Here is a 25,089-nt window from a genome sequence, read left to right on the forward strand (position 1 = left end):
CCAACCAACCCGAAGGAAGGCCAGGCACGAGGTCAATCAATAAATTGGCATTGACAATGTGCACGCTGTTGAGTTCTCAAGGACCAGACGCACTCCCCCGCTCGACACCCGAAGATGCTCCGCCAGAGAGGCTGGTGAATCCGCTGCCCGGGGAAGAACCGTGGCGGACAAGATCCCCGGGTAAACCCAGTGACCGTCTCAGCCGTTCCGTTCTCCGCCGCCGTGGCAACGAGTGATTACTTTACGCAGGGACGAACGGCTGCGCCAAGGCAGGCCGCATCCCGGGCGTGTCGCCCGGAACGGCCCCGAACGCGGAACGGCCCGCTCCCCCGAGGGGGAACGGGCCGTCGTGGTGACGAGCCAGGTCAGTGGCGCGCGATCACCGGGTTCTTGAGCGTGCCGATGCCCGAGATCGTGACCTCGACGACCTCGCCGTCGCGGATCTGGCCGACCCCGGCGGGGGTACCGGTCAGGATGACGTCACCGGGTAGCAGGGTCCAGATCGACGACACGAACTCGACCAGCGACGGGATGTCGTGGACCATCTCGTTCGTCGAACCCGCCTGGCGCAGGTCGCCGTCCACGCGGGTCTCGATGCGGATGTCCGACGGGTCGATCTCGGTCTCGATCACCGGACCGAGCGGGCAGAAGGTGTCGAACCCCTTCGAACGGGTCCACTGGCCGTCGCGGGCCTGCAGGTCGCGGGCGGTCACGTCGTTGGCGATCGTGTACCCGAGCACGACGCTCGCGAAGTCCTCACGCCGGACGTTCTTGGCGAGCGATCCGACCACGATGGCGAGTTCGCCCTCGTGGTCGACGCGGCCGATGTCCGCCGGCAGACGGATGGGTTCGTCGGGTCCGATCACCGAGGTGTTCGGCTTGAGGAACACCACCGGGTCGTCGCCGGCTCGCTCGTCCATCTCCGAGGCGTGCTCGAGGTAGTTGAGCCCCACCCCGACGACCTTCGACCGCGGGATGACGGGGGCGAGGAGCTTGGCGTCGGCGAGTGCGACGCGCTCCCCCGTGGTCTCGAACCCCTGGTACATCGGGTCTCCGGCGAGCACCACCAGGTGCCGCTCGTCGAGGATGCCGTACCGGGGGTCTTCACCCTTGCTGCTGAACCGTGCGATCTTCACCGTTCGACCCTACCCACGCCCGAGCCTCGATCAGGACGCGTCGGTCAGCTTCGCCATCCACCCGTGCGGGTCGGGACGACGGCCGTACTGGATGTCGGTGAGCTCGTCGCGCAGGGACATCGTGAGTTCCCCGGCGCCCTCGGTCGGCGAACCGATCGTGAAGCCCTCGCCGCGGAGCTCCGCGATCGGGGTCACCACTGCGGCCGTCCCGCAGGCGAACGCCTCGGTGATGGAGCCGTCGGCCACACCGTCACGCCACTCGTCGAGGGTCACCCGGCGCTTCTCGACCGTGAGCCCGCGGTCCTCTGCCAACTGCAGGATCGAGTCGCGCGTGATGCCCTCGAGGATGGAGTCGGAGTCCGGCGTGACGAGCGTGCCGTCGGACTTCACGAGCACGACGTTCATGCCACCGAGTTCTTCGAGGTACTTGCCCTCGACCGAGTCGAGGAACATGACCTGCTGGCACCCGTGCTCGTAGGCCTCCTGCTGTGGCAGCAGCGACGACGCGTAGTTGCCACCGGTCTTGGCGGCACCGGTCCCGCCCTTGCCGGCGCGGGCGTACTGGGTCGACAGCCAGATCGAGACCGGCTTCGGGCCCGAGGTGAAGTACGCCCCGGCCGGGCTCGCGATGCAGTGGTACGCCACCGCCTGCGCCGCACGCACCCCCAGGAACGACTCGGTCGCGATCATGAACGGCCGGAGGTACAGGCTCGTCTCGGGCGCGGACGGCACCCAGTCGACGTCGGTCTGCACGAGCTGCCGGATCGACTCGACGAAGGCCTCGACCGGCAGTTCCGGCAGTGCCAGCCGACGGGCCGACCGCTGGAACCGACGGGCGTTGGCGTCCGGGCGGAAGGACCACACCGACCCGTCCGCGTGCCGGTACGCCTTGAGCCCCTCGAAGATCTCCTGCGCGTAGTGCAGCACGCTGGCGCTCGGGTCGAGCGAGAGCGGGCCGTAGGGGTGGACCGAGGCACCGTGCCAACCGCCGTCGAGCGTCCACTCGACGGTGGCCATGTGGTCCGTGAAGTGCTTGCCGAAGCCCGGGTCGGCGAGGATCTCCTCGCGCTCGGCGGCGGCGCGACGGTCTGCGGACGGGGTGGTGGCGAACTCGAGTCCGAAGGCGGTGTCGGTGCTCATGGGGAGGGCTCCTTCTCAGGCGGTGGTGGTGCGTGCCGTGGCCGCGGCGGCGATGGCGTCGCCGATCTCGGCCGTGCGACGCTGCGTGGTGCCCCGGTCTGCCAGGTCCGCCTCGACGGCCCGCGTCACCGCCGTCGCCAGGTCGCTGCGACCGATGTGGTCGAGCAGCAGGGCGACGGAGAGGATGGCGGCCGTGGGATCGGCCTTCTGCTGACCCGCGATGTCCGGCGCGGAGCCGTGGACCGGCTCGAACATGCTGGGGAAGGTGCCGTCCGGGTTGATGTTGCCCGAGGCCGCCAGACCGATGCCGCCGCTGATCGCGCCGGCCAGGTCGGTGATGATGTCGCCGAAGAGGTTGTCGGTGACGATGACGTCGAACCTAGCAGGATCCCGCACCATGTGGATGGTGACCGCATCGACGTGCTGGTAGTCCACCGTGACGTCCGGGAACTCCGCCCCGACGGCCGCGACCGTGCGCTGCCACAGAGCCCCGGCGTGCACCAGGACGTTGCTCTTGTGCACGAGCGTGAGGTGCTTCCGTGCCCTACGGGTCGCCAGGTCGAAGGCGTAGCGGACGACCCGCTCGACACCGAACGCGGTGTTCAGCGAGACCTCGGTCGCGATCTCCTGCGGCGTGCCCGTGCGGATCGCTCCGCCGTTGCCGACGTACGGCCCCTCGGTGCCCTCGCGCACGACGACGAAGTCCACCGCGCCCGGGTCGGCGAGCGGCGTCGCGACGGCGTCGTGGACCTTGGTCGGTCGCAGGTTGACGTAGTGGTCGAACGCGAAGCGCAGCTTCAGCAGGAGCCCACGCTCGATGATCCCGCCGGCGAGCCTGGGGTCGCGGGGGTCCCCGCCGACGGCGCCGAGCAGGATCGCGTCGTGCGACGCGATGGCGGACATGTCGTCCTCGGTGAGGATGTCACCGGTCTCGAGGTAGCGCGTCGCACCGAGGGAGAACGGGGTCTCCTCGATGACGAGGTCGTCCGGGGTCACGGCGTGCAGGACCTTGAGGGCCTCGTCGACCACCTCTGGTCCGATGCCGTCCCCGCGGATCACCGCGAGCTGGAGCGTCCGGACGGCCATCAGAGCGTGATGTCGATCTCGCGGAGCGAGGAGGCGTCGATCGCCCGGCCGACGTGCTCGAGGATCTCGGCGGGCACCGGCGAGTCGACGGTGAGGACGCTGAGCGCCTGGCCGCCGGCGGCTTCGCGCGAGATCTGCATCGCCGCGATGTTGATGCCGGCCTCGCCGAACTCCTTGCCGTAGACCGCGACGATGCCCGGGCGGTCGACGTACTCCATGACGACGTGGTGCCGGTCGAGCGGGACCTCGACGTCGTGCCCGTTGATCTCGACGAGCTTCTCGACCTGCTTGGGGCCGGTGAGCGTGCCGGAGACGCTGATCGCGGGGCCGTCGGACTGGGCGCCGCGGATCGTGAGCACGTTGCGGTACTCGGGGCTGTCGGTCTCGGTGATGAGCCGCACGGTGACACCGCGCTGCTCCGCGATGAGCGGGGCGTTGACGTAGGAGACCTGGTCGCTGACGACGTCGGTGAAGACGCCCTTGAGCGCCGCGAGCTTGAGCACGCTGACGTCGTACTCGGCGAGCTCGCCGTGGACCTCGACGTCGATGCTCGTGACGGGCGACGTGGCGAGGGCCGTGAAGACCTGGCCGAGCTTCTCGACGAGCGGGATGCCGGGGCGGACGGACGGGTCGATGACGCCGCCGGCGACGTTGACCGCGTCCGGCACGAGCTCGCCGCCGAGTGCGAGACGCACCGACTTGGCGACCGAGACGCCGGCCTTCTCCTGCGCTTCGTCCGTCGAGGCACCCAGGTGCGGCGTGACGACGACGTTGGGCAGTGAGACGAGCGGGGAGTCCTTCGGGGGCTCCGACACGAAGACGTCGAGACCGGCACCCGCGATGGTGTTCGCGGTCAGTGCACGGTGCAGTGCGTCCTCGTCGATCAGGCCGCCGCGGGCGACGTTCACGACGAACGCCGTCGGCTTCATGAGCGCGAACTGGTCGTCCGAGATCATGCCGAGGGTCTCGGGGGTGCGCGGCATGTGGATCGTGACGAAGTCGGCACGCCGCAGCAGGTCGTCGAGGGAGACGAGCTCGACCCCGAGCTGCTGGGCGCGAGCCGTCGTGACGTAGGGGTCGTACGCGATCACCTGGACGCCGAAGGCCTGCAGGCGCTGCGTGATGAGCGCGCCGATGCGGCCGAGACCGATGATGCCGACGGTCTTCTCGTAGAGCTCGACGCCGGTGTACGACGAGCGCTTCCACGCACCGGCGGCCAGCGACGCGTGCGCGGCCGGGATGTGGCGGGCGAGCGACAGGATGTGCCCGACGGTGAGCTCGGCGGCGGAGATGATGTTCGACGTCGGCGCGTTCACCACCATGACACCGGCGGTGGTCGCCGCCTTGATGTCGACGTTGTCCAGGCCGACACCGGCACGGGCGACGACCTTGAGGTTCGGGGCCGCGGCGATCGCCTCGGCATCGACCTTGGTGGCGGAACGCACCAGCACGGCATCCGCGTCGGCGAGGGCCGACAGGAGCGCGGGGCGGTCGGTGCCGTCCACGTTCCGGATCTCGAAGTCGGGCCCGAGGGCGTCGACCGTGGCGGGCGAGAGTTCTTCGGCGATCAGGACGACCGGCTTCGACACAGCTGCTGTTTCCTCACGAGAGACGGTTGGTATCCCACCATGCTATCGACGTGCGCGGCCCGTTACGACCGCGGGCGCCTAGAACTGCAGCAGGCTCGGCACGAACAGCTGCAGGTCGAGCCAGAGGGCGCCCGCCGCCGCGAAGGCGAGGACGAACACGGCGAGGGTGACCGCGAGCCGCGCACGGCGCGTGATCACCAGGGCGACCACGAAGGCGACCGGGGCGATCAGGATGTCCAGGACCAACCACACCCACGGTGTGCTGGCCTGCAGCGACTCGCCACCGGAGGTGGTCGCGAGGAACGCGTTGAACTCGTCCACCCGCTGCGAGATCTGCGTGAGGTTCCCCACCGCCTGCACCGTCATGTAGGCGAACAGCACGGCGAACACGAGCCAGACCGCGATGCGGCCGACGACCGGGCCGCGCGACCGGCGGCCGACCGGCGTCGCGGCGGTCACCCGAAGCTCCGCGTCAGCAGGAACGGCCACGGGAACAGCACCACGGCTCCGAGCAGCATCCAGAGCAGTCGTGTCCGGGTCCGGCTGCCGCGGGCGGCCCACAGCACCACCGTGAACCACAGCGCCGGCGCCAGGATGGCGAGGAACCGGAGCACCTCGACGAAGACCGTCAGGACGGTGTCGACACCCGAGACGTACGAGGTCGACGCCGTCAGCAGCCAGGCGACCGTGTAGAGCAGGTAGAGCCCACCGAACACGCCGAACCCGACGAGGGCGCCGGAGGTCTCCGGTGCCTCGGGGTCGCGGTCGCCACGGTCCTTGACGGCGACCGGGTTGTGCGCGGCGTCGACGTGGGTGGCGTCGTCGGCGTCACCCCAGCTGAGCGCCTCGTCGTCGTGGTCGACGGCGTTCGTCACGTCCGGGTCGACCGACCCGTCGGGTGGGGATGCTGCCGTGTTCATGCCTCGATCCTACGAGGGACCGGCGCACGGGGAGACCACGGGTTCCCGGTGGGACGTGCGCTCAGGCGTCGGCGGGCTGCGCCTGGAGCACCTCGGCGACGACGTCCCGCACGGCGGGGAAGAGCGGGTGGCTCTCCATCAGGCCGGTGAGGATCTCGGTGAGCGCGTGCGCCGTCGCGCCGGAACGGAGCAGCGCGTGCAGCTCGATCGACTCCGGGTCGTTCTCGTCGTCGAACGCGAGCGCGACGCGGACGGCCCCGAGCAGGTGCTCGACCGGCAACCCGCGTTCGGCGAGCTGCGCGGCGGGACCGACGAAGCGCTCGCGTCGGCCGAGCTTGCGGAGCGGGTTGCGTCCGACGCGCACGGTGGTGTCGGGCAGGTGCGGGTTCGCGATGCGCGACAGGTTCGCCGCGACGTACCGAGCGTGGTCCTCCGGGTCGAAGCCGTGCTTCGCGACGAGCAGCGCGGTGGTCTCGGCGAGCACGCCGTCGACCTCGGCACGGACGGCGTCGTCCTCGAGGGCTTCGCGGATGAGCCGGATGCCCCGGACGTAGCCGTGGTAGGCGGCCGTCGCGTGCGCGGTGTTCACCGTGTAGAGCTTGCGCTCGACGAAGGGCTGCAGGTCGTCGACCCAGGTGACGCCCTCGATCGTCGGGGGTTCGGCGTCGGAGCCGAGGAACGGCGTGCGCTCGATGACCCACTCGTAGAAGGGCTCGAGCACGACGTCGAGGCCGCCGGACTGCCCGAGCACGCCGGACTGGTCGGGGACGATGCGGTCGATGGCGCAGTTCGCGAAGACCGCGGCGATGTCGCGGTCCTCGAGCACCGGCGCACGCCGGATGCTCGCGTGCAGGGAGTCGGTGGCGTTGAACGCGTTCTCGCACGCCACGATCGTGACGTCGCCCCGCTCGAGCGGACGTGCCGCGAGTCCCTCGGCGATGAGCGGTGCGACGAGCGGGAGCGTCCGGGCACCGACGGCGGTCGTCACGACGTCCGCCTCCGCGATCGCCTGGATCACGCGGTCGCGGTCGGTCTTGCTGCTGAGCGCCCGGAAGCCGTAGACGAGGTGCTCGACCGGCATCTCGCCGACCTCGTGCACCACGAAGCGTCCGGCTTCGTTCAACGCGGACACCACACGGTCGTCGACGTCGACGAAGGTGAGCTCGTAGCCGCTCGCCACGAGGAACTGGCCCACGAACCCACGCCCGATCTTGCCGGCGCCGATGTGGACCGCTCGTTTCGTCACCGCCATCCGATGATCATCCCATGCTGGTCGGTCCGCCCCTGACCGCTCGTGCGGACCGCGGACGACGGCTGTCGCACATCGTCCGGGCGCACGCCGACGGGACGCCGGTCCACGGCGTCGGGGCTGGAGAAGAGCTGCTGCATAACGTTCGGGTCACGTCGCGAGGCGGCGGTGCAAGGGCTGCACCGCCGCCTCGTCATCGAGTGTTCCTCGGAAGACTACCGCGCTGCCGAGCCGTCCACGTAGTCGCCGTCGTTCTGCTTCCACGCGAAGAGCGCGCGGAGCTCGCGGCCGGTCGCCTCGATCGGGTGGCCCTCGCCCTTGGCGCGGAGCGCCTTGAACTCGGGTGCGCCGGCGTCCTGGTCGTCGATGAAGCGCTTCGCGAAGGCACCGTTCTGGATGTCCGCGAGCACCGCCTTCATGTTCTCCTTGACGTCGGGCGAGATCACGCGCGGGCCGGAGACGTAGTCACCGAACTCGGCGGTGTCGGAGATCGACCAGCGCTGCTTGGTGAGGCCGCCCTCCCAGATCAGGTCGACGATCAGCTTGAGCTCGTGCAGGACCTCGAAGTACGCGATCTGCGGCTGGTAGCCCGCCTCGACCAGGGTCTCGAAGCCGTACTGGATGAGCTGCGAGGTGCCACCGCACAGGACGGCCTGCTCGCCGAACAGGTCGGTCTCGGTCTCCTCGGTGAAGGTCGTCTTGATGCCGCCGGAGCGCAGACCACCGATGGCCTTCGAGTACGACCAGGCGAGGTCCCAGGCGGAACCCGACGCGTCGACCTCGACGGCGACGATCACGGGGACGCCACGGCCGGCCTCGTACTCGCGACGGACGGTGTGACCCGGGCCCTTCGGGGCGACGAGCGACACGTCGACGCCCTCGGGCGCCTCGATGTAGCCGAAGCGGATGTTGAAGCCGTGGCCGAAGACGAGCGTGGCGCCCGGCTTGAGGTTCGGACGGATGTCGTCGGCGTAGACGATGCGCTGGACCTGGTCCGGCGCGAGGATGACGACGACGTCGGCCCAGGCGGTGACGTCGGCCGGGGTGAGGACCTCGAAGCCGGCCTCTTCGGCTTTCTGGCGGCTCTTCGAGCCCTCCTTGAGGCCGATCTTGACCTCGACACCCGAGTCACGGAGGTTGAGGGCGTGGGCGTGGCCCTGCGAGCCGTACCCGATGACGGCGACCTTCTTGCCCTGGATGAGCGTCAGGTCGGCGTCGGCGTCGTACACGATGTCAGTCACGAGGGTGTGTCTCCTTGGTTCTGGTGGATTGTGGGGGTGGCGGACCGCTGGTCAGCGCACCCGGTCGGTGATGCTCTTCGGTCCGCGACCCATGCCGAGGAGTCCCGCACGAGCGAGCTCCTTGATGCCGTAGGGCTCGAGGACGCGGAGGATCGCCTGGATCTTGCCGGGGTCTCCGGTCACCTCGACGATGAGCGAGTCGTTCGCGACGTCGACGACCTGTGCGCGGAACAGGTTCACTGCCTCGAGCACGGCCGAGCGTGTCTGGTTGTCGACGCGGACCTTCACGAGCATGTGCTCGCGCTGGACGGACTGCGAGAAGTCCAGTTCGACGATCTTGATGACGTTGACGAGCTTGTTGAGCTGCTTCGTCACCTGCTCGAGCGGGAGGTCCTCGACGTCGACGACGACGGTGATCCGGCTGAGGCCGTCGACCTCGGTGTTGCCGACGGCGAGCGACTCGATGTTGAACCCGCGGCGGGCGAACAGGCCCGCGACGCGGGTCAGCAGACCGGGCTTGTCCTCGACGAGGAGGGACAGGACGTGGCTCATGCGGTTTCCCCCGTCATGTCGGCGTCCTCGTCGTCCCAGGTGGGTGCGAGGGCCTGGGCGTACTCGATGGACGAGTTGCTGACTCCCTGCGGGACCATCGGCCAGACCATCGAGTCACGACTCACGACGAAGTCGATCACCACGGGGCGGTCGTTCGTCTCGAGTGCGAGCTGGATGGCGGCGTCGACCTCGTCGGCCTTCTCGACGCGGATGCCGAGGGCACCGTACGCGTCCGCCAGCTTCACGAAGTCGGGAACGCGGCGCGAGTCGTGGCCGGTCTCGAGGTCGGTGAACGAGTGACGACCGTCGTAGAACAGCGTCTGCCACTGCCGCACCATGCCGAGCGACGAGTTGTTGATGATCGCGACCTTGATCGGGATGTCGTTGATGACGCAGGTCGCGAGTTCCTGGTTCGTCATCTGGAAGCAGCCGTCGCCGTCGATCGCCCAGACCACGCGGTCCGGCTGGGCGACCTTCGCGCCCATCGCGGCGGGGACGGAGTAGCCCATCGTGCCCGCGCCGCCGGAGTTCAGCCAGGCGTTCGGGCGCTCGTACTTGATGAACTGCGCCGACCACATCTGGTGCTGCCCGACACCCGAGGCGTAGACGGCCTCGGGACCGGAGAGCTCGCCGATGCGCTTGATGATGGCCTGCGGGGCGAGCAGCCCGTCGGTCGGCTCGGCGTACCCGAGCGGGAAGTCGACCTTGAGCTGGCGGAGCTTCGTCCACCAGTCGGCCGTCGAAGCGCGGTCGTCGACGGCGATGCCGCCCCACGCGTCGAGCAGGTCGACCAGGACCTCACGGGCGTCGCCCACGATCGGGACGTCGGCGAAGCGGATCTTCGAGATCTCGGCCGGGTCGATGTCGACGTGCACGACCTTGGCGTTCGGCGCGAACTCGTCGGCCTTGCCCGTCACGCGGTCGTCGAAGCGGGCACCGAGCGCGATGATCAGGTCGCTGTCCTGCAGACCGAGCACCGCCGGGACGGTGCCGTGCATGCCGGGCATGCCGAGGTGCTGCGGGTGCGAGTCCGGGAAGGCACCGCGCGCCATCAGCGTCGTCACGACGGGCGCACCCGTCGCCTCGGCGAAGCGGAGCAGCTCGGCGGTCGCGCGGGAGCGGATCACGCCGCCGCCGACGTAGAGCACCGGGCGCTCGGCCTCGGCCAGGAGCTGCGCGGCCGCGGTGATCTGCTTGCCGTGCGCCTTGGTGACCGGTCGGTAGCCGGGCAGGTCGATCTTGGGCGGCCAGACGTAGGGCGCCGACTTCTGCTGGGCGTCCTTCGTGATGTCCACCAGCACGGGGCCGGGCCGACCGGTCGTCGCGATGAGGTGCGCCGCGGCCAGGGTCGCCGGCACGTCGGCCGGGTCCGTGACCAGGAACGAGTGCTTCGTGATCGGCATCGTGATGCCGACGATGTCGGCTTCCTGGAACGCGTCGGTCCCCATCAGCGTCGAGAACACCTGGCCGGTGATCGCGATGAAGGGCACCGAGTCCATGTAGGCGTCGGCGATGGCCGTGACGAGGTTCGTCGCACCGGGGCCGGACGTCGCGATGGCGACACCGACCTTGCCGGACGCCGAGGCGTAGCCCTCGGCGGCGTGGCCGGCGCCCTGCTCGTGGCGGACGAGGATGTGGCGGATCGTCTTCGACGCCATGAGCTCGTCGTAGAACGGGATGATGGCACCGCCCGGCAGGCCGAAGACGTCGGTGATCCCGAGGTGCTCGAGCGTCCGGAGGACGGCTCCCGAGCCGGTCAGGATCTCCGGCGACCGGCGTGCACCGGCGGCCGCGGACAGCGGAGTTGCTTCCGTGGGCATGAGGTGGTCCTTGCCTGGAGAGGTGGCGATGGTGCGTGTGTCGAACGCTAGCCCGTGACCGCGCCCTGGGCGGCGGACTTCACGAGCTTGGCGTACTTCGCGAGGACTCCGCGGGTGTAGCGCGGGGGCAGCGGGGCCCAGCCGTCACGGCGGGCCTCCAGCTCGGTCGGGTCGACCAGTAGGTCGAGCGAGCGAGCCGCGATGTCGACACGGATGCGGTCGCCATCGCGCACGAAGGCAACTGGACCTGCGTCCACTGCCTCGGGTGCGATGTGGCCGATGCACAGGCCGGTTGTGCCGCCTGAGAATCGTCCGTCGGTCAAGAGTAGTACATCCTTGCCGAGGCCCGCGCCCTTGATGGCTGCGGTGATGGCGAGCATCTCGCGCATGCCCGGGCCGCCCTTGGGGCCCTCGTAGCGGATGACGACGACGTCGCCCTTCTGGATCTTGCCCTCGGTGAGGGCGTCCATCGCGGCACGCTCGCGGTCGAACACCCGCGCGGGGCCCTCGAACACCTCGGCGTCGAAGCCCGCGGTCTTCACCACGGCACCCTCGGGGGCGAAGGTCCCCTGCAGGACGGTCAGGCCGCCGGTCTCGTGGATCGGGTTGTCGAGCGTGCGGAAGACCTCGCCGTCGAGCGCCGGCGGGTCGATCTCGGCCAGGTTCTCGGCGACGGTCTTGCCCGTGACGGTGAGGCAGTCACCGTGCAGCAGGCCGGCGTCGAGCAGCGCCTTCATGATCACCGGGATGCCGCCGTTGCGGTCGACGTCGACCATGACGTACTTGCCGAAGGGCTTCATGTCGGCCAGGTGCGGGACCTTCGAACCGATGCGGTTGAAGTCGTCCAGCGACAGCTCGACCTCGGCCTCGTAGGCGATGGCGAGCAGGTGCAGGATGACGTTGGTGGAGCCGCCGAGGGCCATCGCCACGGCGATCGCGTTCTCGAACGCTTCCTTCGTCAGGATCTGGCGGGCGGTGATCCCGTGCTCGAGCATGTTCACCACGGCCTCGCCGGAGCGGTGCGCGTAGTAGTCACGGCGGCGGTCGGCGCTCGGCGGGGCGGCGGAGCCCGGCAGCGACATGCCGAGGGCCTCGGCCACGCTCGCCATGGTGTTGGCCGTGTACATGCCACCGCAGGCGCCCTCGCCCGGGACGATGGCGCACTCGATCTTCTTCAGCTCTTCCTCGGACATCGTGCCGGCCTTGCAGGCACCGACGCCCTCGAAGGAGTCGATGATCGTGACTTCCTTCATCGTGCCGTCGGCCTGCTTCACGTAGCCAGGCATGACCGAACCCGCGTACAGGAACACGCTCGCCAGGTCGAGGCGCGCGGCGGCCATGAGCATGCCCGGCAGGGACTTGTCGCAGCCGGCGAGCAGGACGGTGCCGTCCAGGCGCTCGGCGTTGACGACGGTCTCGACGCTGTCGGCGATGACCTCGCGCGAGACGAGCGAGAAGTGCATGCCCTCGTGGCCCATCGAGATGCCGTCCGAGACGGAGATGGTGCCGAACTGCAGCGGGTAGCCGCCGCCGGAGTGGACGCCTTCCTTGGCGCCCTGTGCGAGGCGGTCGAGCGAGAGGTTGCAGGGCGTGATCTCGTTCCACGAGGACGCGATGCCGATCTGCGGCTTGCTCCAGTCCTCGTCTCCCATACCGACGGCCCGCAGCATGCCACGCGAGGTGGTTGCTTCGATCCCGTCGGTGACGACCCGGCTGCGCGGCTTGACGTCGATATCAGGCATGGAGCGAGTCTAGGACGCTTTGGGATACCAGTTGGACAACAACATGCGTTCGCATGTTCTGGAGCCCGACCGGGAGGCCCGGATCACCCTGATCAGCGCGTCGCACGCAGGCGCGCGAGCTGCTTCAGGACGCCGGTCAGGGCCGCCGGGTCCGCGATGCGGTACCCGGCACGGGTCTCCCCCGGGCCCACCTTCACGCCGACGTCGCCGTCCTCGAGCACGCGGAAGCCGTCCTCGTCGGTGACGTCGTCACCGGCGAAGAACACCGCGTCGGCACCGTGGAGCTCGCGCAGCCGGGCGATCGCGTCGCCCTTCGTGACGTGCCGGACGGCGAACTCGACGATGTCCTTGCCACCACGCTCGAGCACGTCGGCATCGGCATCGTGCGCCGCACGGCTCGCGTCGGCGTTCGCCTGCGCGGCGACCTCGGCGCTCACGCGACGGGTGTGCACGCCGTGACCGGCCGGCTTGTGCTCGATGACGACGCCCGGGTACCGCGCGCCGACCTCGTCGAGCGCCGCACCGATGCGTGCGACCCGGGCGACCTCGTCGTCGGTCAGGGCGGCCTCGTCGTGGCCGTCCACGCGCCACTCGACTCCGTGCGACCCGACCAGCGCCATGTCCTGCGGCGCGTGCGACACGGCCGCGAGGCTGCCGAGCGGGCGACCGGAGACGAGCACGACCTCGGTGTCCGTCGCACGGTGCAGGGTCAGGACCGCTGCCCACGAGCCCGGCAGGGCGCCGACCTGCGACGGCTCGTCGGCGAAGGGCGCGAGCGTGCCGTCGAAGTCGAGGGCGACGATGAGTCGCGGCGCAGCCGCGAGCGTCTCGAGAGCCGTGTCGATGGCGGTCTGGTCGGTGGTGGTCTCAGTCATCACGTGCCTCCCGGGTGTCCTCGGCAGCCCTGGCGGACTGGGCGTCCTGGTCGAAGATCGACATGTTGTCGGTCTGCGCCTCACGGTGTCGGTCCGCCGGGTCGGTGGCGGACGGGTCGAGCTGGGCGTTCCGCGGCGCGTGCCGGTCGAGCGCCTCGAGGAACGAGCGCGACCAGCGCGCCACGTCGTTGTCGCGCACCCGCTTCCGGAGCGCACGCATGCGTGTCGAGCGCTCGCGGCGCGGCATCTCGATCGCGCGCTCGATGCTGTCCTTCAGCGCGCCGATGTCGTGCGGGTTGACGATGACGGCCTGCTTCAGTTCGTCGGCGGCACCGGCGAACTCGGACAGGATGAGCACCCCGTCGCTGTCGAAGCGGGCCGCGACGTACTCCTTCGCGACGAGGTTCATGCCGTCCCGCAGCGCGGTGACGAGCATGATGTCGGCGGCCAGGTAGAGCGCCACCATCTCCTCGCGCGGGTACCCGTGGTGCAGGTACGAGATCGGCTGGTGGCCGATGACCCCGAGGTCGCCGTTGATGCGGCCGACGCTCAGCTCGATCTCGTCGCGGAGCGTGGCGTAGGTGTCGACGCGCTCGCGGCTCGGGCTCGCGACCTGGATGAGGGCGGCGTCCTCGACCTTGATGCGGCCGTCCTCGACGAGCTCGCCGAAGGCCTTGATGCGGTGCCGGATGCCCTTGGTGTAGTCGAGGCGGTCGACCCCGAGCAGCACCGTCTTCGGGTTGCCGAGGCTCTCGCGGATCTCGCGGGCACGCTCCTGCACCTCGGGACGGCGCGCGATGTCCTCGAAGGCCTCGGCGTCGATCGAGATCGGGAAGTGCCGGGCCTCGACGTGGCGGACCGTGATCCCCTTGCGGCTGCGCGGTGCATCCGGGTCGTCGACCGGGACGTCGATCGTCTGGCCCTTCGTCGTGTAGCCCTTGATGTGACGGACCGCGCGGAGGAAGTCGCTCGCGTCGTCGTGGCGCTGGAAGCCGATGACGTCGGCGCCGAGCAGGCCGTCCAGGATCTGCGCGCGCCAGGGCAGCTGGGCGTAGATGCCGACCGGCGGGAACGGGATGTGGTTGAAGAAGCCGATCGTCAGGTCGGGACGCTTGGCCCGGAGCAGTGCCGGCACGAGCTGCAGCTGGTAGTCCTGCACCCAGACGATGCCGTCCTGCTCGGTGATCTCGGCGATCTGGGCGGCGAAGCGCTCGTTGACCCGCTTGTAGGCGTTCCACCAGTCGCGGTGGTAGCTCGGGTGCTCGATGACGTCGTGGTACAGCGGCCAGAGGGTGTCGTTGCTGAAGCCCTCGTAGTACTCCTCGACGTCGTCGTCGGACAACGGGACCGGCACGATGTGGATGCCCTCGTTGTCGAACGGCTCAACCTCGACCTCGGGCTGGCCGACCCAGCCGACCCAGGCCCCGTCGTTCGCGCGCATCACGGGCTCGAGGGCGGTGACGAGGCCGCCGGGCGAGTGCCGCCATCCCTCGTTGCCGTCCTGGTCGACGACCCGGTCCACCGGCAGGCGGTTCGAGGCGACGACGAAGGCGTACTTGGTGGAGGAACGAGAAGGCGCAGACACGGTGGGAATCTACCAGCGCCCGGACAGCGGATTCACGGCGGATCGGCGGGTTCCGGTACGCTGCGGGTGCGTGTCGGGGGGACACGGGTGCTGGCGTGCGGCATCGGCCTCCCGGTCGGAGAGGACCCACCAGCCATGAGCGAGAACCCGCCGAACCCGCCCGTCCCGCCCGTCCCGCCGGGGCAGCCCGGCCCGCAGTCGTCGGATGCGTTCGGTCGCCTGCTGCGGTCCGTGTCCGGCCGTGACTGGCTGGCCGCCGTGCTCGCCGCCGTCGGCGGCTGGGTCGCCGCCTACGTGGTCGCTGCGATTTCACTGCTCCTCACCGTCGCCGTGCTGGCAGCGGGCGGATCCGGTTCCGTCGGGTCGGGGTCGACCGGCACCGGGACCGACCTCGGCGCCGGGAGCACCCCCGACGTCCAGTCGCTGCTGTCCGGGGTCAGCGTCCTGCTCGGCACCCCCGCCCAGCTCGTCGCCCTCGCCGACCTCGGCCGTCTGCACCTGTCCGGCTCGATCGGCTTCCTCGGGTCGGGGTCGGGCGCACTCGCGGTCGTCCCGGCGCTCGTGCTCGCCGCGCAGGTCGTGCTGGCCGTCGTGCTCACCCGTCGCATCCGCACCCGCGGCCTCGGGCGCACCCCGATCCTGCTGACCGCCGTCCTGTCCGGGCTGGTGACCACGGTGCTGACCAACGCCGCCGCGGGCATCCTCGCCATCCGGTTCCCCGCCGTCTCCGGCGCCTCCATCGACCCCGTGCACGCGGTCGGCCTCGGCAGCATCCTCGGGGCCTTCGTGATCGGCGCACTCGCCGCGGTGCTCGCACGCCCGTCGGCCCTGCTCGGCCGGAACGTGTTCGCCGGTCGCGTCCTCGGCACGCTGCGCGTCGCGGCGTCGCAGCTCACGGTGCTCATCGTGCTGGTGACGGTCGTCGTCATCGTCGTCGCCCTGGTCGCACAGCCCTCATGGGGCGCAGCGCTGCCGGTGTTCGTCGGCAACGTCGCGGTCGGCCTCACCGCCCTCGGCTTCTTCGGCGGCGTCGGGCTGTCCGGCTTCGGGTCGGCGGGCAGCACGGCGTCGGTCTTCGGCGGCGCCGGCGGCTGGACCTGGCTCGTCGTCCTGCTCGTCGTCGTGACCTCGGTCGTCGCGGGCCTCGCACTCGCTGTCCGCCGCAACGACCGGTTCCGCACCACGCTGGACTGGGTCGTGACCCCGGTCGTCTGGTTCGCCCTCGGGCTCCTGCTCTTCGTGCTCGGCACCGGGCTGGTGTCCTACCAGGCGACGGGCATCAGCGCCGTCAGCGGGACCGGTTCGATCGGGATCGCACCGTGGACTCCGCTCGTGTTCGCGCTGTGGGGCGGCGCGATCGAGGCCGTGGCACGGTACCTCGCGCCCGTGCTGCTCCCCCGCCTCGGCGGTGGCGTCGTGCTGCGGACCTCGCGCCTCGTCGGAGCGGACACGCGCCCGGCGGCCGCGCCGACCTCCCCGGCAGCGACTCCGCCGTTCCCGCCGGCCGACCCGGCGTTCCCGCCGGCCGACCCTGCGTTCCCGTCGGCCGACCCGGCGTTCCCGTCGGCCGACCCGGCGTTCCCGTCGGCGGCGCCCGCGGGCGACCCGGCGGCAGCAGCGTGGGCGGCGACGCCCGGCGTCGGCCACCCCGGTCAGCCGGAACAGCCCTTCGTCGGCGGCGGCGCTCCCACGCCCGCTCCGATGTCGCCGCGCGCCAAGAAGGTCCTGGTCCGCTCGCTCATCGCTGGCGGCGCCGTGGTCGTCGTCGTCATCGCGGGAGCCGTCACCACCGGTGTGCTCCGTGCCAACGTGTGGGGCCCGGCGCCGACCGTGAAGTCCTACGTGCAGGCCATCGCGAGCGGGGACGCCGACACCGCCGCCCGACTCAGCGAGGTGCCGTCCGACGCCGCCATGCTCGACACCGCGGTGCTGAAGAGCGCGAAGGACCGACCGTCGGACATCCGCGTCGGCCGCGTCTCGACGAGCGGTGACAGCGCCCTCGCCACCGTCAGCTACACCCAGGACGGCAAGAACCGCTCCGGCCAGGTCAGCCTCCGGCGCACCGGCACCGCGTTCCTGGTGAAGGACGAGTGGCGCGTCACCGAGCCGCTCGCCCAGACCGTCACCCTGACCGCGTCCGAGGTGCTCGAGGGCGCCCCGGTCACGGTCGGCGGCAAGGAGATCGGCGAGATCAGCGACGGCCGGTTCACCTCGCTCGCCTACCCCGGCACCTACGAGGTGCAGGTCGGCGGGACGAAGTACTTCACCGGCGGCACCGAGCAGGTGTCGGTCGGCGCGACGTCGTCCGGGTACGTCGACTTCACCCCCACCGCCACGAAGGCGCTGCAGCAGGACGCCGAGCAGTACGTGACCGACCTGATCGACGACTGCGCCACGAAGACCGACCTCAGCGCGCTGAGCGGGTGCCCCTGGTACGGCCCGTACGACGCTGATGGTGCCGTGCGCTACGACGTCACGACGATGCCCGAGGTCGAGGTCGAGGCCTCCGGTTCGGGCACGGTCATGGTGCAGAGCACGAAGGACGGTGTCGTCGAGTACGACTACACCTCGTACTTCGGGGACGAAGAGCACGGCGAGGACAGCTTCGATGTGTACCAGTACCTGAAGGTCGAGGACGGGAAGCTCGTCTCCGCCTACTGACGCACCACCGCACGCGACGACGGCCGGCCTGGGATCCCCGGGCCGGCCGTCTCACTAGGCTGACGCGCATGGTCAGGACACGGGCGTGGCGGAACGGCGACGCGGCGGAACGGGACTTCCCGGTCGACCGGGTCTCGGACCTCGTCGCCGACGCGGACACCTTCGTCTGGGTCGACTACACCGACCCCGTGCACGACGACCTCGTGCAGGTCGAACAGGAGCTCGGCATCCACGCCCTCGCCGTCGAGGACGCCGTCGAGCAGGGCCAGCGCCCGAAGCTCGACCGGTACCGCGACAGCCTGTTCCTCGTGGTCTACGACGTCGGCGGTCTCGGCGAGGACGGTGAGCTCGTCACCCACGAGGTGAAGGCGTTCGTCACCGAGCACGCCCTCGTCACCATCCACGGGGCCGACGTCGACACCGCCGCGATGGAGCACCGGCTCGATGCGAACGCGGACGTGGCCGAGCACGGTGTGCCGTGGCTCGTCTGGGCGTTGCTCGACGCCGTCGTCGACCACGCCACCGAGACCGTGGAGGACATCGAGCGACGGATCGACGACCTCGAGGACGACCTGTTCGAGCGGGGCAACGCCCGCGAACAGCAGATCCAACGCCGGTCGTTCCGCCTCCGCAAGGCCCTCGGCGTGCTGCGGCGGCTCGTCGTCCCGACCCGCGACAGCGTCGCATCGCTGCTGCACGGCGACGCGGAGACCATCTCGGACGGCATCCGGCCCTACTTCCGCGACGTCGAGGACCACCTGGTGTCGATCTCGGACTCCGTCGAGCAACTGCGCGACGCCGTCTCGAGTGTCCTCGACACGAACCTCAACCTGGCGTCGAACCGGCAGAACACCGTGATGAAGAAGGTGACGAGCTGGGCCGCGATCATCGCGATCCCCACCGCCATCACCGGCTTCTTCGGGCAGAACGTGACGTTCCCGGGCGAGGGTGCGTGGAGCGGGTTGTACGTCTCGCTCGCGCTCATCGTCGCGTCGTCGCTCGTGCTCTACCGCGTCTTCAAGGCCCGCGACTGGCTCTGACCGCCGCGGGCTTCGCACGGTGCGAGCTTGTTCGGGCGGTGCGCGACTGACCGCACCGTGCCCCGCCACAAACTCGCACCAGGCTGCCGGCACCGCACCGAACGACCGAGCACGCACGGTGCGACGCCGAGAACCCGTACGCCACACAGCGCGCGCACGGTGCGAGCTTGTTCGGGCGGTGCGCGACTGACCGCACCGTGCCCTGCCACAAACTCGCACCAGGCAGCTGGCACCGCACCGAACGACCGAGCACGCACGGTGCGACCGCGCGTCGGAGCGCGAGCACCCCGGCGGCCCCGCGTCAGATCGCCAGCGCGAGCACCCCGGCGACCACGGTGAGCGGAGCCGCGATGCACCCGAGCAGCATGTACTTGCCCCACGACAGGTGCACGCCCTCGGCCGACAGCCGTGCGTGCCACAGCAGGGTGGCGAGCGAGGCCCACGGCGTCACCAGGCACCCGGCGTTCACGCCGATGAGGAGCGCCGCGTACCGCACGGCCTCGTGACCGGCAGCGGGCTCGAGCACCAGGTACGCGGGCAGGTTGTCGATCGCGTTCGCCGCCACCGCTCCCCCGGCGCCGAGCAGCAGGAGCGGTCCGGTCCCGGTGCCGTCGCCGAGCGCCCGCACGATCGGGTCGGTGAGTCCGGTGCTGTGCAGGGTCTCGACCACGACGAAGAGCCCGGCGGCGAACAGCAGCGTCGACCACGGCACCCGCGACGGCCGGAGCTCGGCGGGCGACCGGAACGCCGCGACGACGACGAGCACGAGGGCACCGGCGACGGCCGCGATCCAGACCGTCACCCCGGCGGTCAGCGCCACCACGAGCGCGACGAGCACAGCGGACGCCGCCCAGAACGACACCGGGTCGGACGGACGGCGCACCGACACCGGCGTGTAGCGCCCGAAGAGCTTGCCGCGGAACACCACGAGCAGGACGGCGCACGGCACGACGACCCCGGCGACGGCCGGCCAGGCCATCAGCCCGGCGAAGGGCAGCGGGCCGCCGAGGCCCATCCGGTCGACGGCGAGCAGGTTCGTCAGGTTCGACACCGGCAGCAGCAGGGACGCGGTGTTCGCGAGCCAGACGGTGGTGAGCGCGAACGGCATCGGCGGCAGCCCGACCCGGCGCGCCAGTGAGATCACGATCGGGGTGAGCAGCACCGCGGTCGTGTCGATCGACAGGAAGACGGTGCAGAGCACGGCGAGGACGACGACCGCGCCCCAGAGCCCGATCGTGCGTCCGCCGCCGACACGTGCCGCGACGTCGGCGAGCCGGTCGAACACCCCGGCGTCCGCAGCGAGCTCGGCGACGATCGTCAGCCCGAGGACGAACCCGAGGACAGGCAGGACCCGCTCGGCCAGGACCCCGAGGTCGCCGAGCGGCAGCAGGCCGAGCGCGACGCACACCGCGCCGATGACGAGCAGCACTGCTCCGATGACGGCCTGACGCACGGGCGCTCCTCCACGAGTGCGCCGGGCAGGGTGTCCGGCGGCGCTCCAATGTACTGACCGGTAGCGTTGGCAGCACGACGACAGGAGGCCTCTGTGCGCAAGTTCATGTTCAACGGTGCGGTGTGGAGTTCGCTCATCAGCGGCTACAGCGTGCTCCAGACCACCCGCCAGGGACCCCGCGACTGGCGGCTCGCCCTGACGTGGGTCGCGTGGATCGCGACCACGATCGTGGCGATCGGCACGGTGGTCGAGGACGACCGCGCCGTCAAGGCGCGCCAGCCGTAGGTCGCGACCATCTGACGGACGGGAGGCCCGGTGCCAGCTGGCACCGGGCCTCCCGTCCGTCCCGCGTCGGGTCCGGAGCCCGTCAGCGCTCCGCAGGCGGGATGTCGGACGTCTGGATCGGGCCGGTGAAGAGGGCCGCGCGGTCCTCTTGCCCCGGCGCGAACAGCGCCGAGTCGGCAGCGGTCGACGCCGTGCGCCGCCGCGGTGCGGTCTCGTCGACCATGAGCACGCGCTGGACCGGCAGGGCGTCGGGGTGGGTGCGCTGGATCCACTCGACGAGTTCCTCGCGGATGTAGCAGCGCAGGTCGAACAGCGACGGGGCGTCGTGCGACGTCGCGAGGACCCGCACCCGCACGTACCCCTGCACGGCGTCGGTGACCTGCAGCACCTTGACGCGGCGGTCCCACAGCTCGGTGCGGTCGAGGATCCGGTCGAGTTCCTCGCGCATCTCGCCCGGCCGGACCCGCCAGTCCAGGTCCATCTCGACGGCACCGAGCAGTTCGCTGTTCGTGCGCGTCCAGTTCTCGAACGGGGTGCTCGTGAAGTACGTCGACGGCAGCACGAAGCGCCGGTCGTCCCACAGGTGCACGACCACGTAGGTCAGGGTGATCTCCTCGATCCGTCCCCACTGCTGCTCGACCACGACGACGTCGTCGACGCGGATCGACCCGGAGAACGCGAGCTGCATGCCCGCGAAGACGTTGCCGAGCGTCGACTGCGCCGCCAGACCCGCGACGACCGAGATGAGTCCGGCGCTCGCGAGCACGCTCGCGCCGGCGGCCTCGACCCCGTCGAAGGTGAGCAGGATCGCGCCGACGGCGATGATGACGAGCACGGCGACGGTCAGCCGCCGGATGATGAGGACCTGCGTGCGGATGCGGCGGGCCTGGCGGTTGTCCGGGACGTCGATGCGGAACCGGTGCAGGCCGAGGTCCTCGAGGAAGATCGCGATCTGGCACGCCAGCCAGCAGCCCACGGCGATCGTGACGATCAGGAAGCCGTGCACGACCTCGTCGCGCCACGGGTACGCGTCGGCGTCGCGCGGGACGCTCGAGGTGAACGCGATCCAGAGCAGGACCACGAGCAGGGTGGTGCGGAACGGGTGCTTCGCCCGGCGGGAGAGCACGCCGGCCCACCGCTCCCGGCGCGCGATCGTCCGGAGCACGAGGTGCAGGACGACCGCGGCGACGGCGGTGATGAGGAGGGCGAACCCGATCGCGACCAGGAGTCGGAGGAGGATGTCCATCCCTCCATGCAAGCAACGACACGACAGTCGTCGTTCAGAAAACCGGCCCAGGACGCGACCGAGGCCCGGTGCGCACGACGCGCACCGGGCCTCCTGTCCGAACGGAAGGGCTACTTGCTCGCGGTGAGCGAGTCCACGTAGTCCTCGTTGTCGGCAACCCACTTCTCGACGATCGACTGGTACTCGGACTGGTCCGCGCCGCTGTTGACCAGCGCGTCCTCGAGCGAGTACAGCGTGTCGGAGTCCATCTTGAACGCCTGCAGCCACTTCTGCGCTTGCGGGAAATCGTCGCCGAAGTCCTCGTTCACGATGGTGTGGATGCTCTCGTTGTCGCCGAGGGCGTTCTTCGGGTCCTCGAGGTCCTTCACGTCGAAGGCGTTGTAGGCCCAGTGCGGACGCCAGAGGGTGACGACGATGTCCTTGCCGTCCTTCTCGGACTTCTTCAGCTCGGACAGCATCGCCGGCGTCGAGCTCGTGACGAGCTCCCAGTCGTCGAGCCCGTAGGCCTTCATGACCTTCTCCTTGACGATCTTCGTCTCGCCGGCGCCGGGCTCGATGCCCACGATCCGTCCGCCGAAGTCGTCCTTGTGCGCGGCGAGGTCGGCGAGCGAGTCGATCGGAGCGTCCGCGTTCACGGTGAGTTCGAGCGACGCCTGGTCGTTCCACGACCCGAGGTCCTCGAGGTCGTCGCCATACTTGTCCATGTACGCCTTGTGCGTGTTCGGCAGCCAGGTGTCGAGCACGGCGTCGTAGTCGCCCTGAGCCAGCCCCTGGTACGCCGGCGCGGGGTCCGCGTAGTCGAGCTCGACGTCGTACCCCTTCTTCTCGAGGACGTACTTCCAGAGCTCGCTGGCTGCGGTGTCCTCGTCCCAGCCGTTGAAGACGACCATCTTCATCGCCTGCTTGTCGCCGTTGTCCACGGTGTCGGACGCGTTGCTCGAGCCGGGCGGCGAGCAGGCGCTGAGCGCGAGGGCCGCGGCGGCACCGAGTCCGATGGCCGACAGGATCTTGGTTCGGGTGTTCATGGTTTCCTTCCTGGTTCGACGCTCGTCGCCGGCGGACCGGGTTCGGCGTCGTCGACACGGCGTGCTGTCACCGTGCGGTCTGTGGGTTCTGGATGATCTGGTCGCCCGGACGCGCGACTGCGCTCCAGCGGTCAGGCGCCGACCGGCACGGGCTGCCCCGCCTGCTGGGACGCCGACTCCTGGTCGTCGTCGCCGGTGGGCGCAGCGGCCGCCGTCGACCGGCGTGGGGCGCGCTTCTTGCGGTCGCCACCGAACGCTGCGGTCATCCGGTCCAGCACGATCGCGAGGATCACGACCGAGATGCCTGCCTCGGAGCCCAGACCGACGTCGATGCGGTTCAGGGCGGCGACGATCTGGCCGCCGAGTCCCCCGGCGCCGACCATGCCCGCGATGACGACCATGGACAGCGAGAGCATGATGACCTGGTTGACGCCGGCCATGATGCTCGGGCGAGCGAGCGGCAGCTGGATCTGACGGAGGATCCGCCACGGGCTCGAGCCGAACGCAGCACCGGCTTCGACGACCTCCGAGCTGACGCCGCGGATGCCGAGCTCGGTGAGGCGGACACCCGGCGCCATCGCGAAGACGATCGTCGCGACGATGCCCGGCACCGGCCCGATGCCGAACAGGATGAGCGCGGGGATCAGGTACACGAACGCCGGGGTCGTCTGCATGAAGTCGAGGACCGGCTTGATCGTCCGGCTCGCTGCGTCGGAGCGTGCCGCCCAGACGCCGAGCGGCAGGCTGAGCACCACGGCGATGCCGGCGGCGACGACGACGAGGGCGAGCGACTCCATCGCGTAGCTCCACTCGCCGATGCTCACGATCACCGCCAGGCCGATCAGGGTGCCGAGCGCGAGCTTCCATCCCTTCGCCCAGAAGGCCACGGCGACGAGCACGACGATCACGGCCCAGAACGGCGGCGTCGTGAGGAAGTACTCGATCCACTCGTAGAAGAACGTGAAAATCGCGGCGATGACGTCGAAGACGCCACCGAGGTAGGTCGTGATCCACTCGACGATCGCGTCGACCGCGTCGCCGAGGGGCAGTCGGAATCCGAAGAGAGTGGTCATGCGTCGGCTCCTGTGCGGTCGGTCGTGATGATGATCGGATCGCTCACGACGGGTTGTTCCCCGGTGGCCAGGGTCGCGTCGAGATCGGAATCCGAGATGCGCGTGACCGGCTCGAGCACCGGGATCGGCATGGTCGCGGTCGGCACGTTGCCGAGCGCTGCGAGCAGCGTGACGCGCGGCACGACGCCGAGCAGGCGGTCCTCGTCGTCGACCACGGCGATCGGCAGGGGCGACTCCACGGCGAGCTCGAACAGGTCGGTGAGCGCGGTGTCTGGTGTGACCCGGGCGTACTCGGTGTTCACGATGGCGTCGAGGTTCGTGTCGCCGGCTTTGACCTGTCGCATCACGTGGCGGTCGCGGACCCATCCGTCGAGCGTGCGACCACGCCCGGTGACGAACACCGCGGCGGTCTGCAGGTCGCGCATCACCCGGAGCGCACCGCGTGGCCCCGCCGTCGACGGGACGACGGCGCGCGCCGGTTCCATGACGCTCGCCGCGGTCAGCACGCGAGCGCGGTCGACGTCCTGCACGAACTGGGCGACGTAGTCGTTCGCCGGGTCGGTGAGGATCTCCTCCGGCGACCCGATCTGCACGATCCGGCCGTCGCGCATCACGGCGATCCGGTCGCCGAGGAACATCGCCTCGTTGAGGTCGTGCGTGATGAAGACGATGGTCTTGCCGAGCCGCTGCTGCAGGTCGATGAGCTGCTCTTGCATCTCGCGGCGGATGAGCGGGTCGAGCGCGCTGAACGCCTCGTCCATGAGCAGGACGTCGGTCTCGGCGGCGAGGGCGCGGGCGATGCCGACGCGCTGCTGCATGCCTCCGGACAGCTCGTCGGGCTTCGCATCGGCCCAGACGTCCAGGCCGACCAGGTCGATGACCTCACGGGCCTTCGCGAGCCGAGTGGTCTTGTCGACGCCGTTCACCTCGAGGCCGTACGCGACGTTCTCGAGCACGGTTCGGTGCGGCAGCAGTGCGAAGTGCTGGAACACCATCGACACGCTCGACCGACGGATCTCGCGGATCTCCTTGGCGCTCGCCTTGGTGACCGTGCGCCCGCCGATCTCGACGCTGCCGGCGCTGGGCTCGAGCAGGCCGTTGAGCATCCGGATGAGGGTCGACTTGCCGGAGCCGGACAGCCCCATGACGACGAAGATCTCGCCGGGGCGGACGTCGAAGGACGCGTCGATGACCGCGGCGGATCCCTGCTCGCGGACCTCGTCGCGGGTGGCGCCGGCGGCGAGGCGGCGGACGGCGTCGCCGGGTCGGCGGCCGAACACCTTGTAGACACCGCGCACACTGAGCGCGGCGCCCGTGCCGTCCGGCGACGTGTCGTGCCGGATCTCGGATGGGGCAATGGACAACTGGACT

At 70.2% G+C, this 25,089-nt stretch carries 21 protein-coding genes; 3 read left to right on the forward strand and 18 right to left on the reverse strand.

Annotation, left to right across the window (positions count from 1 at the left end; all coding sequences use genetic code 11):
- Positions 1-365: 365 nt before the first annotated feature.
- The 13 genes from EDF31_RS06265 to otsA all read right to left on the reverse strand — a co-directional run bounded on the left by EDF31_RS06265 (position 366) and on the right by otsA (position 14,935).
- Positions 366-1,136 (reverse strand): fumarylacetoacetate hydrolase family protein, encoded by a 771-nt coding sequence (locus EDF31_RS06265; protein ID WP_131845565.1) that lies wholly within the window; start codon positions 1,134-1,136, stop codon positions 366-368.
- A gap of 30 nt (positions 1,137-1,166) precedes the next feature.
- The gene (locus EDF31_RS06270; protein ID WP_131845566.1) at positions 1,167-2,276 is read right to left on the reverse strand and encodes a branched-chain amino acid aminotransferase; all 1,110 of its coding nucleotides are present in this window, start codon (positions 2,274-2,276) and stop codon (positions 1,167-1,169) included.
- A 15-nt stretch (positions 2,277-2,291) separates the two neighbouring features.
- Positions 2,292-3,362, reverse strand: a complete 1,071-nt coding sequence (locus EDF31_RS06275; RefSeq protein ID WP_131845567.1) for a 3-isopropylmalate dehydrogenase — start codon at positions 3,360-3,362, stop codon at positions 2,292-2,294.
- The gene (gene serA / locus EDF31_RS06280) at positions 3,362-4,951 is read right to left on the reverse strand and encodes a phosphoglycerate dehydrogenase (protein ID WP_131845568.1); all 1,590 of its coding nucleotides are present in this window, start codon (positions 4,949-4,951) and stop codon (positions 3,362-3,364) included. Before serA ends, EDF31_RS06275 begins: the two co-directional genes overlap by 1 nt.
- A gap of 78 nt (positions 4,952-5,029) precedes the next feature.
- Positions 5,030-5,410 (reverse strand): hypothetical protein, encoded by a 381-nt coding sequence (locus tag EDF31_RS06285; RefSeq protein WP_123292271.1) that lies wholly within the window; start codon positions 5,408-5,410, stop codon positions 5,030-5,032.
- Complete coding sequence (locus tag EDF31_RS06290; protein ID WP_111085937.1) at positions 5,407-5,871, reverse strand: hypothetical protein; 465 nt, start codon at positions 5,869-5,871, stop codon at positions 5,407-5,409. The genes EDF31_RS06285 and EDF31_RS06290 overlap by 4 nt, the downstream gene beginning before the upstream one ends.
- Positions 5,872-5,932: 61 nt before the next feature.
- A complete protein-coding gene (locus tag EDF31_RS06295; protein WP_131845569.1) occupies positions 5,933-7,123 on the reverse strand; it encodes a mannitol-1-phosphate 5-dehydrogenase in 1,191 nt (396 codons plus the stop codon).
- Positions 7,124-7,335: 212 nt separating this feature from the next.
- Entirely contained in the window at positions 7,336-8,361 is a 1,026-nt protein-coding gene (ilvC, locus tag EDF31_RS06300; RefSeq protein WP_111085939.1) for a ketol-acid reductoisomerase, read from the reverse strand.
- 51 nt (positions 8,362-8,412) lie between these two features.
- Positions 8,413-8,913: an acetolactate synthase small subunit gene (ilvN, locus tag EDF31_RS06305; protein WP_022907763.1), complete on the reverse strand. Its 501-nt coding sequence runs from the start codon at positions 8,911-8,913 to the stop codon at positions 8,413-8,415.
- Positions 8,910-10,733: an acetolactate synthase large subunit gene (locus EDF31_RS06310; RefSeq protein ID WP_123292268.1), complete on the reverse strand. Its 1,824-nt coding sequence runs from the start codon at positions 10,731-10,733 to the stop codon at positions 8,910-8,912. The genes ilvN and EDF31_RS06310 overlap by 4 nt, the downstream gene beginning before the upstream one ends.
- Before the next feature lie 47 nt (positions 10,734-10,780).
- Positions 10,781-12,475, reverse strand: coding sequence for a dihydroxy-acid dehydratase (ilvD, locus tag EDF31_RS06315; protein ID WP_123292267.1), 1,695 nt, complete (start codon positions 12,473-12,475; stop codon positions 10,781-10,783).
- A gap of 92 nt (positions 12,476-12,567) precedes the next feature.
- Positions 12,568-13,350, reverse strand: coding sequence for a trehalose-phosphatase (otsB, locus tag EDF31_RS06320; RefSeq protein ID WP_131845570.1), 783 nt, complete (start codon positions 13,348-13,350; stop codon positions 12,568-12,570).
- Positions 13,343-14,935, reverse strand: a complete 1,593-nt coding sequence (otsA, locus tag EDF31_RS06325) for an alpha,alpha-trehalose-phosphate synthase (UDP-forming) (protein WP_123292265.1) — start codon at positions 14,933-14,935, stop codon at positions 13,343-13,345. Before otsA ends, otsB begins: the two co-directional genes overlap by 8 nt.
- 135 nt (positions 14,936-15,070) lie before the next feature.
- On the opposite strand from otsA, the gene EDF31_RS06330 reads away from it, so the two are divergent.
- Both EDF31_RS06330 and EDF31_RS06335 read left to right on the forward strand, forming a co-directional pair.
- Positions 15,071-17,596 carry a hypothetical protein gene (locus tag EDF31_RS06330; RefSeq protein WP_131845571.1) on the forward strand — a complete coding sequence of 842 codons (2,526 nt, stop codon included), beginning with the start codon at positions 15,071-15,073 and terminating at the stop codon, positions 17,594-17,596.
- A 68-nt stretch (positions 17,597-17,664) separates the two neighbouring features.
- Positions 17,665-18,636, forward strand: a complete 972-nt coding sequence (locus EDF31_RS06335; RefSeq protein ID WP_123292263.1) for a magnesium transporter CorA family protein — start codon at positions 17,665-17,667, stop codon at positions 18,634-18,636.
- Between the two features lie 301 nt (positions 18,637-18,937).
- Here the strand turns inward: EDF31_RS06335 and EDF31_RS06340 are convergent, their stop codons facing one another.
- The gene (locus EDF31_RS06340) at positions 18,938-20,089 is read right to left on the reverse strand and encodes an SLC13 family permease (RefSeq protein WP_131845572.1); all 1,152 of its coding nucleotides are present in this window, start codon (positions 20,087-20,089) and stop codon (positions 18,938-18,940) included.
- Positions 20,090-20,182: 93 nt separating this feature from the next.
- Here EDF31_RS06340 and EDF31_RS06345 point away from each other — a divergent pair, with 93 nt between their 5' ends.
- Positions 20,183-20,374, forward strand: a complete 192-nt coding sequence (locus EDF31_RS06345; protein WP_111085947.1) for a hypothetical protein — start codon at positions 20,183-20,185, stop codon at positions 20,372-20,374.
- Positions 20,375-20,456: 82 nt separating this feature from the next.
- Here the strand turns inward: EDF31_RS06345 and EDF31_RS06350 are convergent, their stop codons facing one another.
- From EDF31_RS06350 to EDF31_RS06365, 4 genes are all read right to left on the reverse strand, one after another.
- Positions 20,457-21,620 (reverse strand): mechanosensitive ion channel domain-containing protein, encoded by a 1,164-nt coding sequence (locus EDF31_RS06350; protein ID WP_131845573.1) that lies wholly within the window; start codon positions 21,618-21,620, stop codon positions 20,457-20,459.
- Positions 21,621-21,730: 110 nt separating this feature from the next.
- Positions 21,731-22,645, reverse strand: coding sequence for a glycine betaine ABC transporter substrate-binding protein (locus EDF31_RS06355; RefSeq protein WP_123292260.1), 915 nt, complete (start codon positions 22,643-22,645; stop codon positions 21,731-21,733).
- A gap of 131 nt (positions 22,646-22,776) precedes the next feature.
- A complete protein-coding gene (locus tag EDF31_RS06360; protein ID WP_131845574.1) occupies positions 22,777-23,718 on the reverse strand; it encodes an ABC transporter permease subunit in 942 nt (313 codons plus the stop codon).
- Entirely contained in the window at positions 23,715-25,082 is a 1,368-nt protein-coding gene (locus tag EDF31_RS06365) for a glycine betaine/L-proline ABC transporter ATP-binding protein (RefSeq protein WP_243649911.1), read from the reverse strand. Before EDF31_RS06365 ends, EDF31_RS06360 begins: the two co-directional genes overlap by 4 nt.
- Positions 25,083-25,089: the final 7 nt, after the last annotated feature.

The sequence above is a fragment of the Curtobacterium sp. PhB142 genome (assembly GCF_004341255.1).
Classification (GTDB): domain Bacteria; phylum Actinomycetota; class Actinomycetes; order Actinomycetales; family Microbacteriaceae; genus Curtobacterium.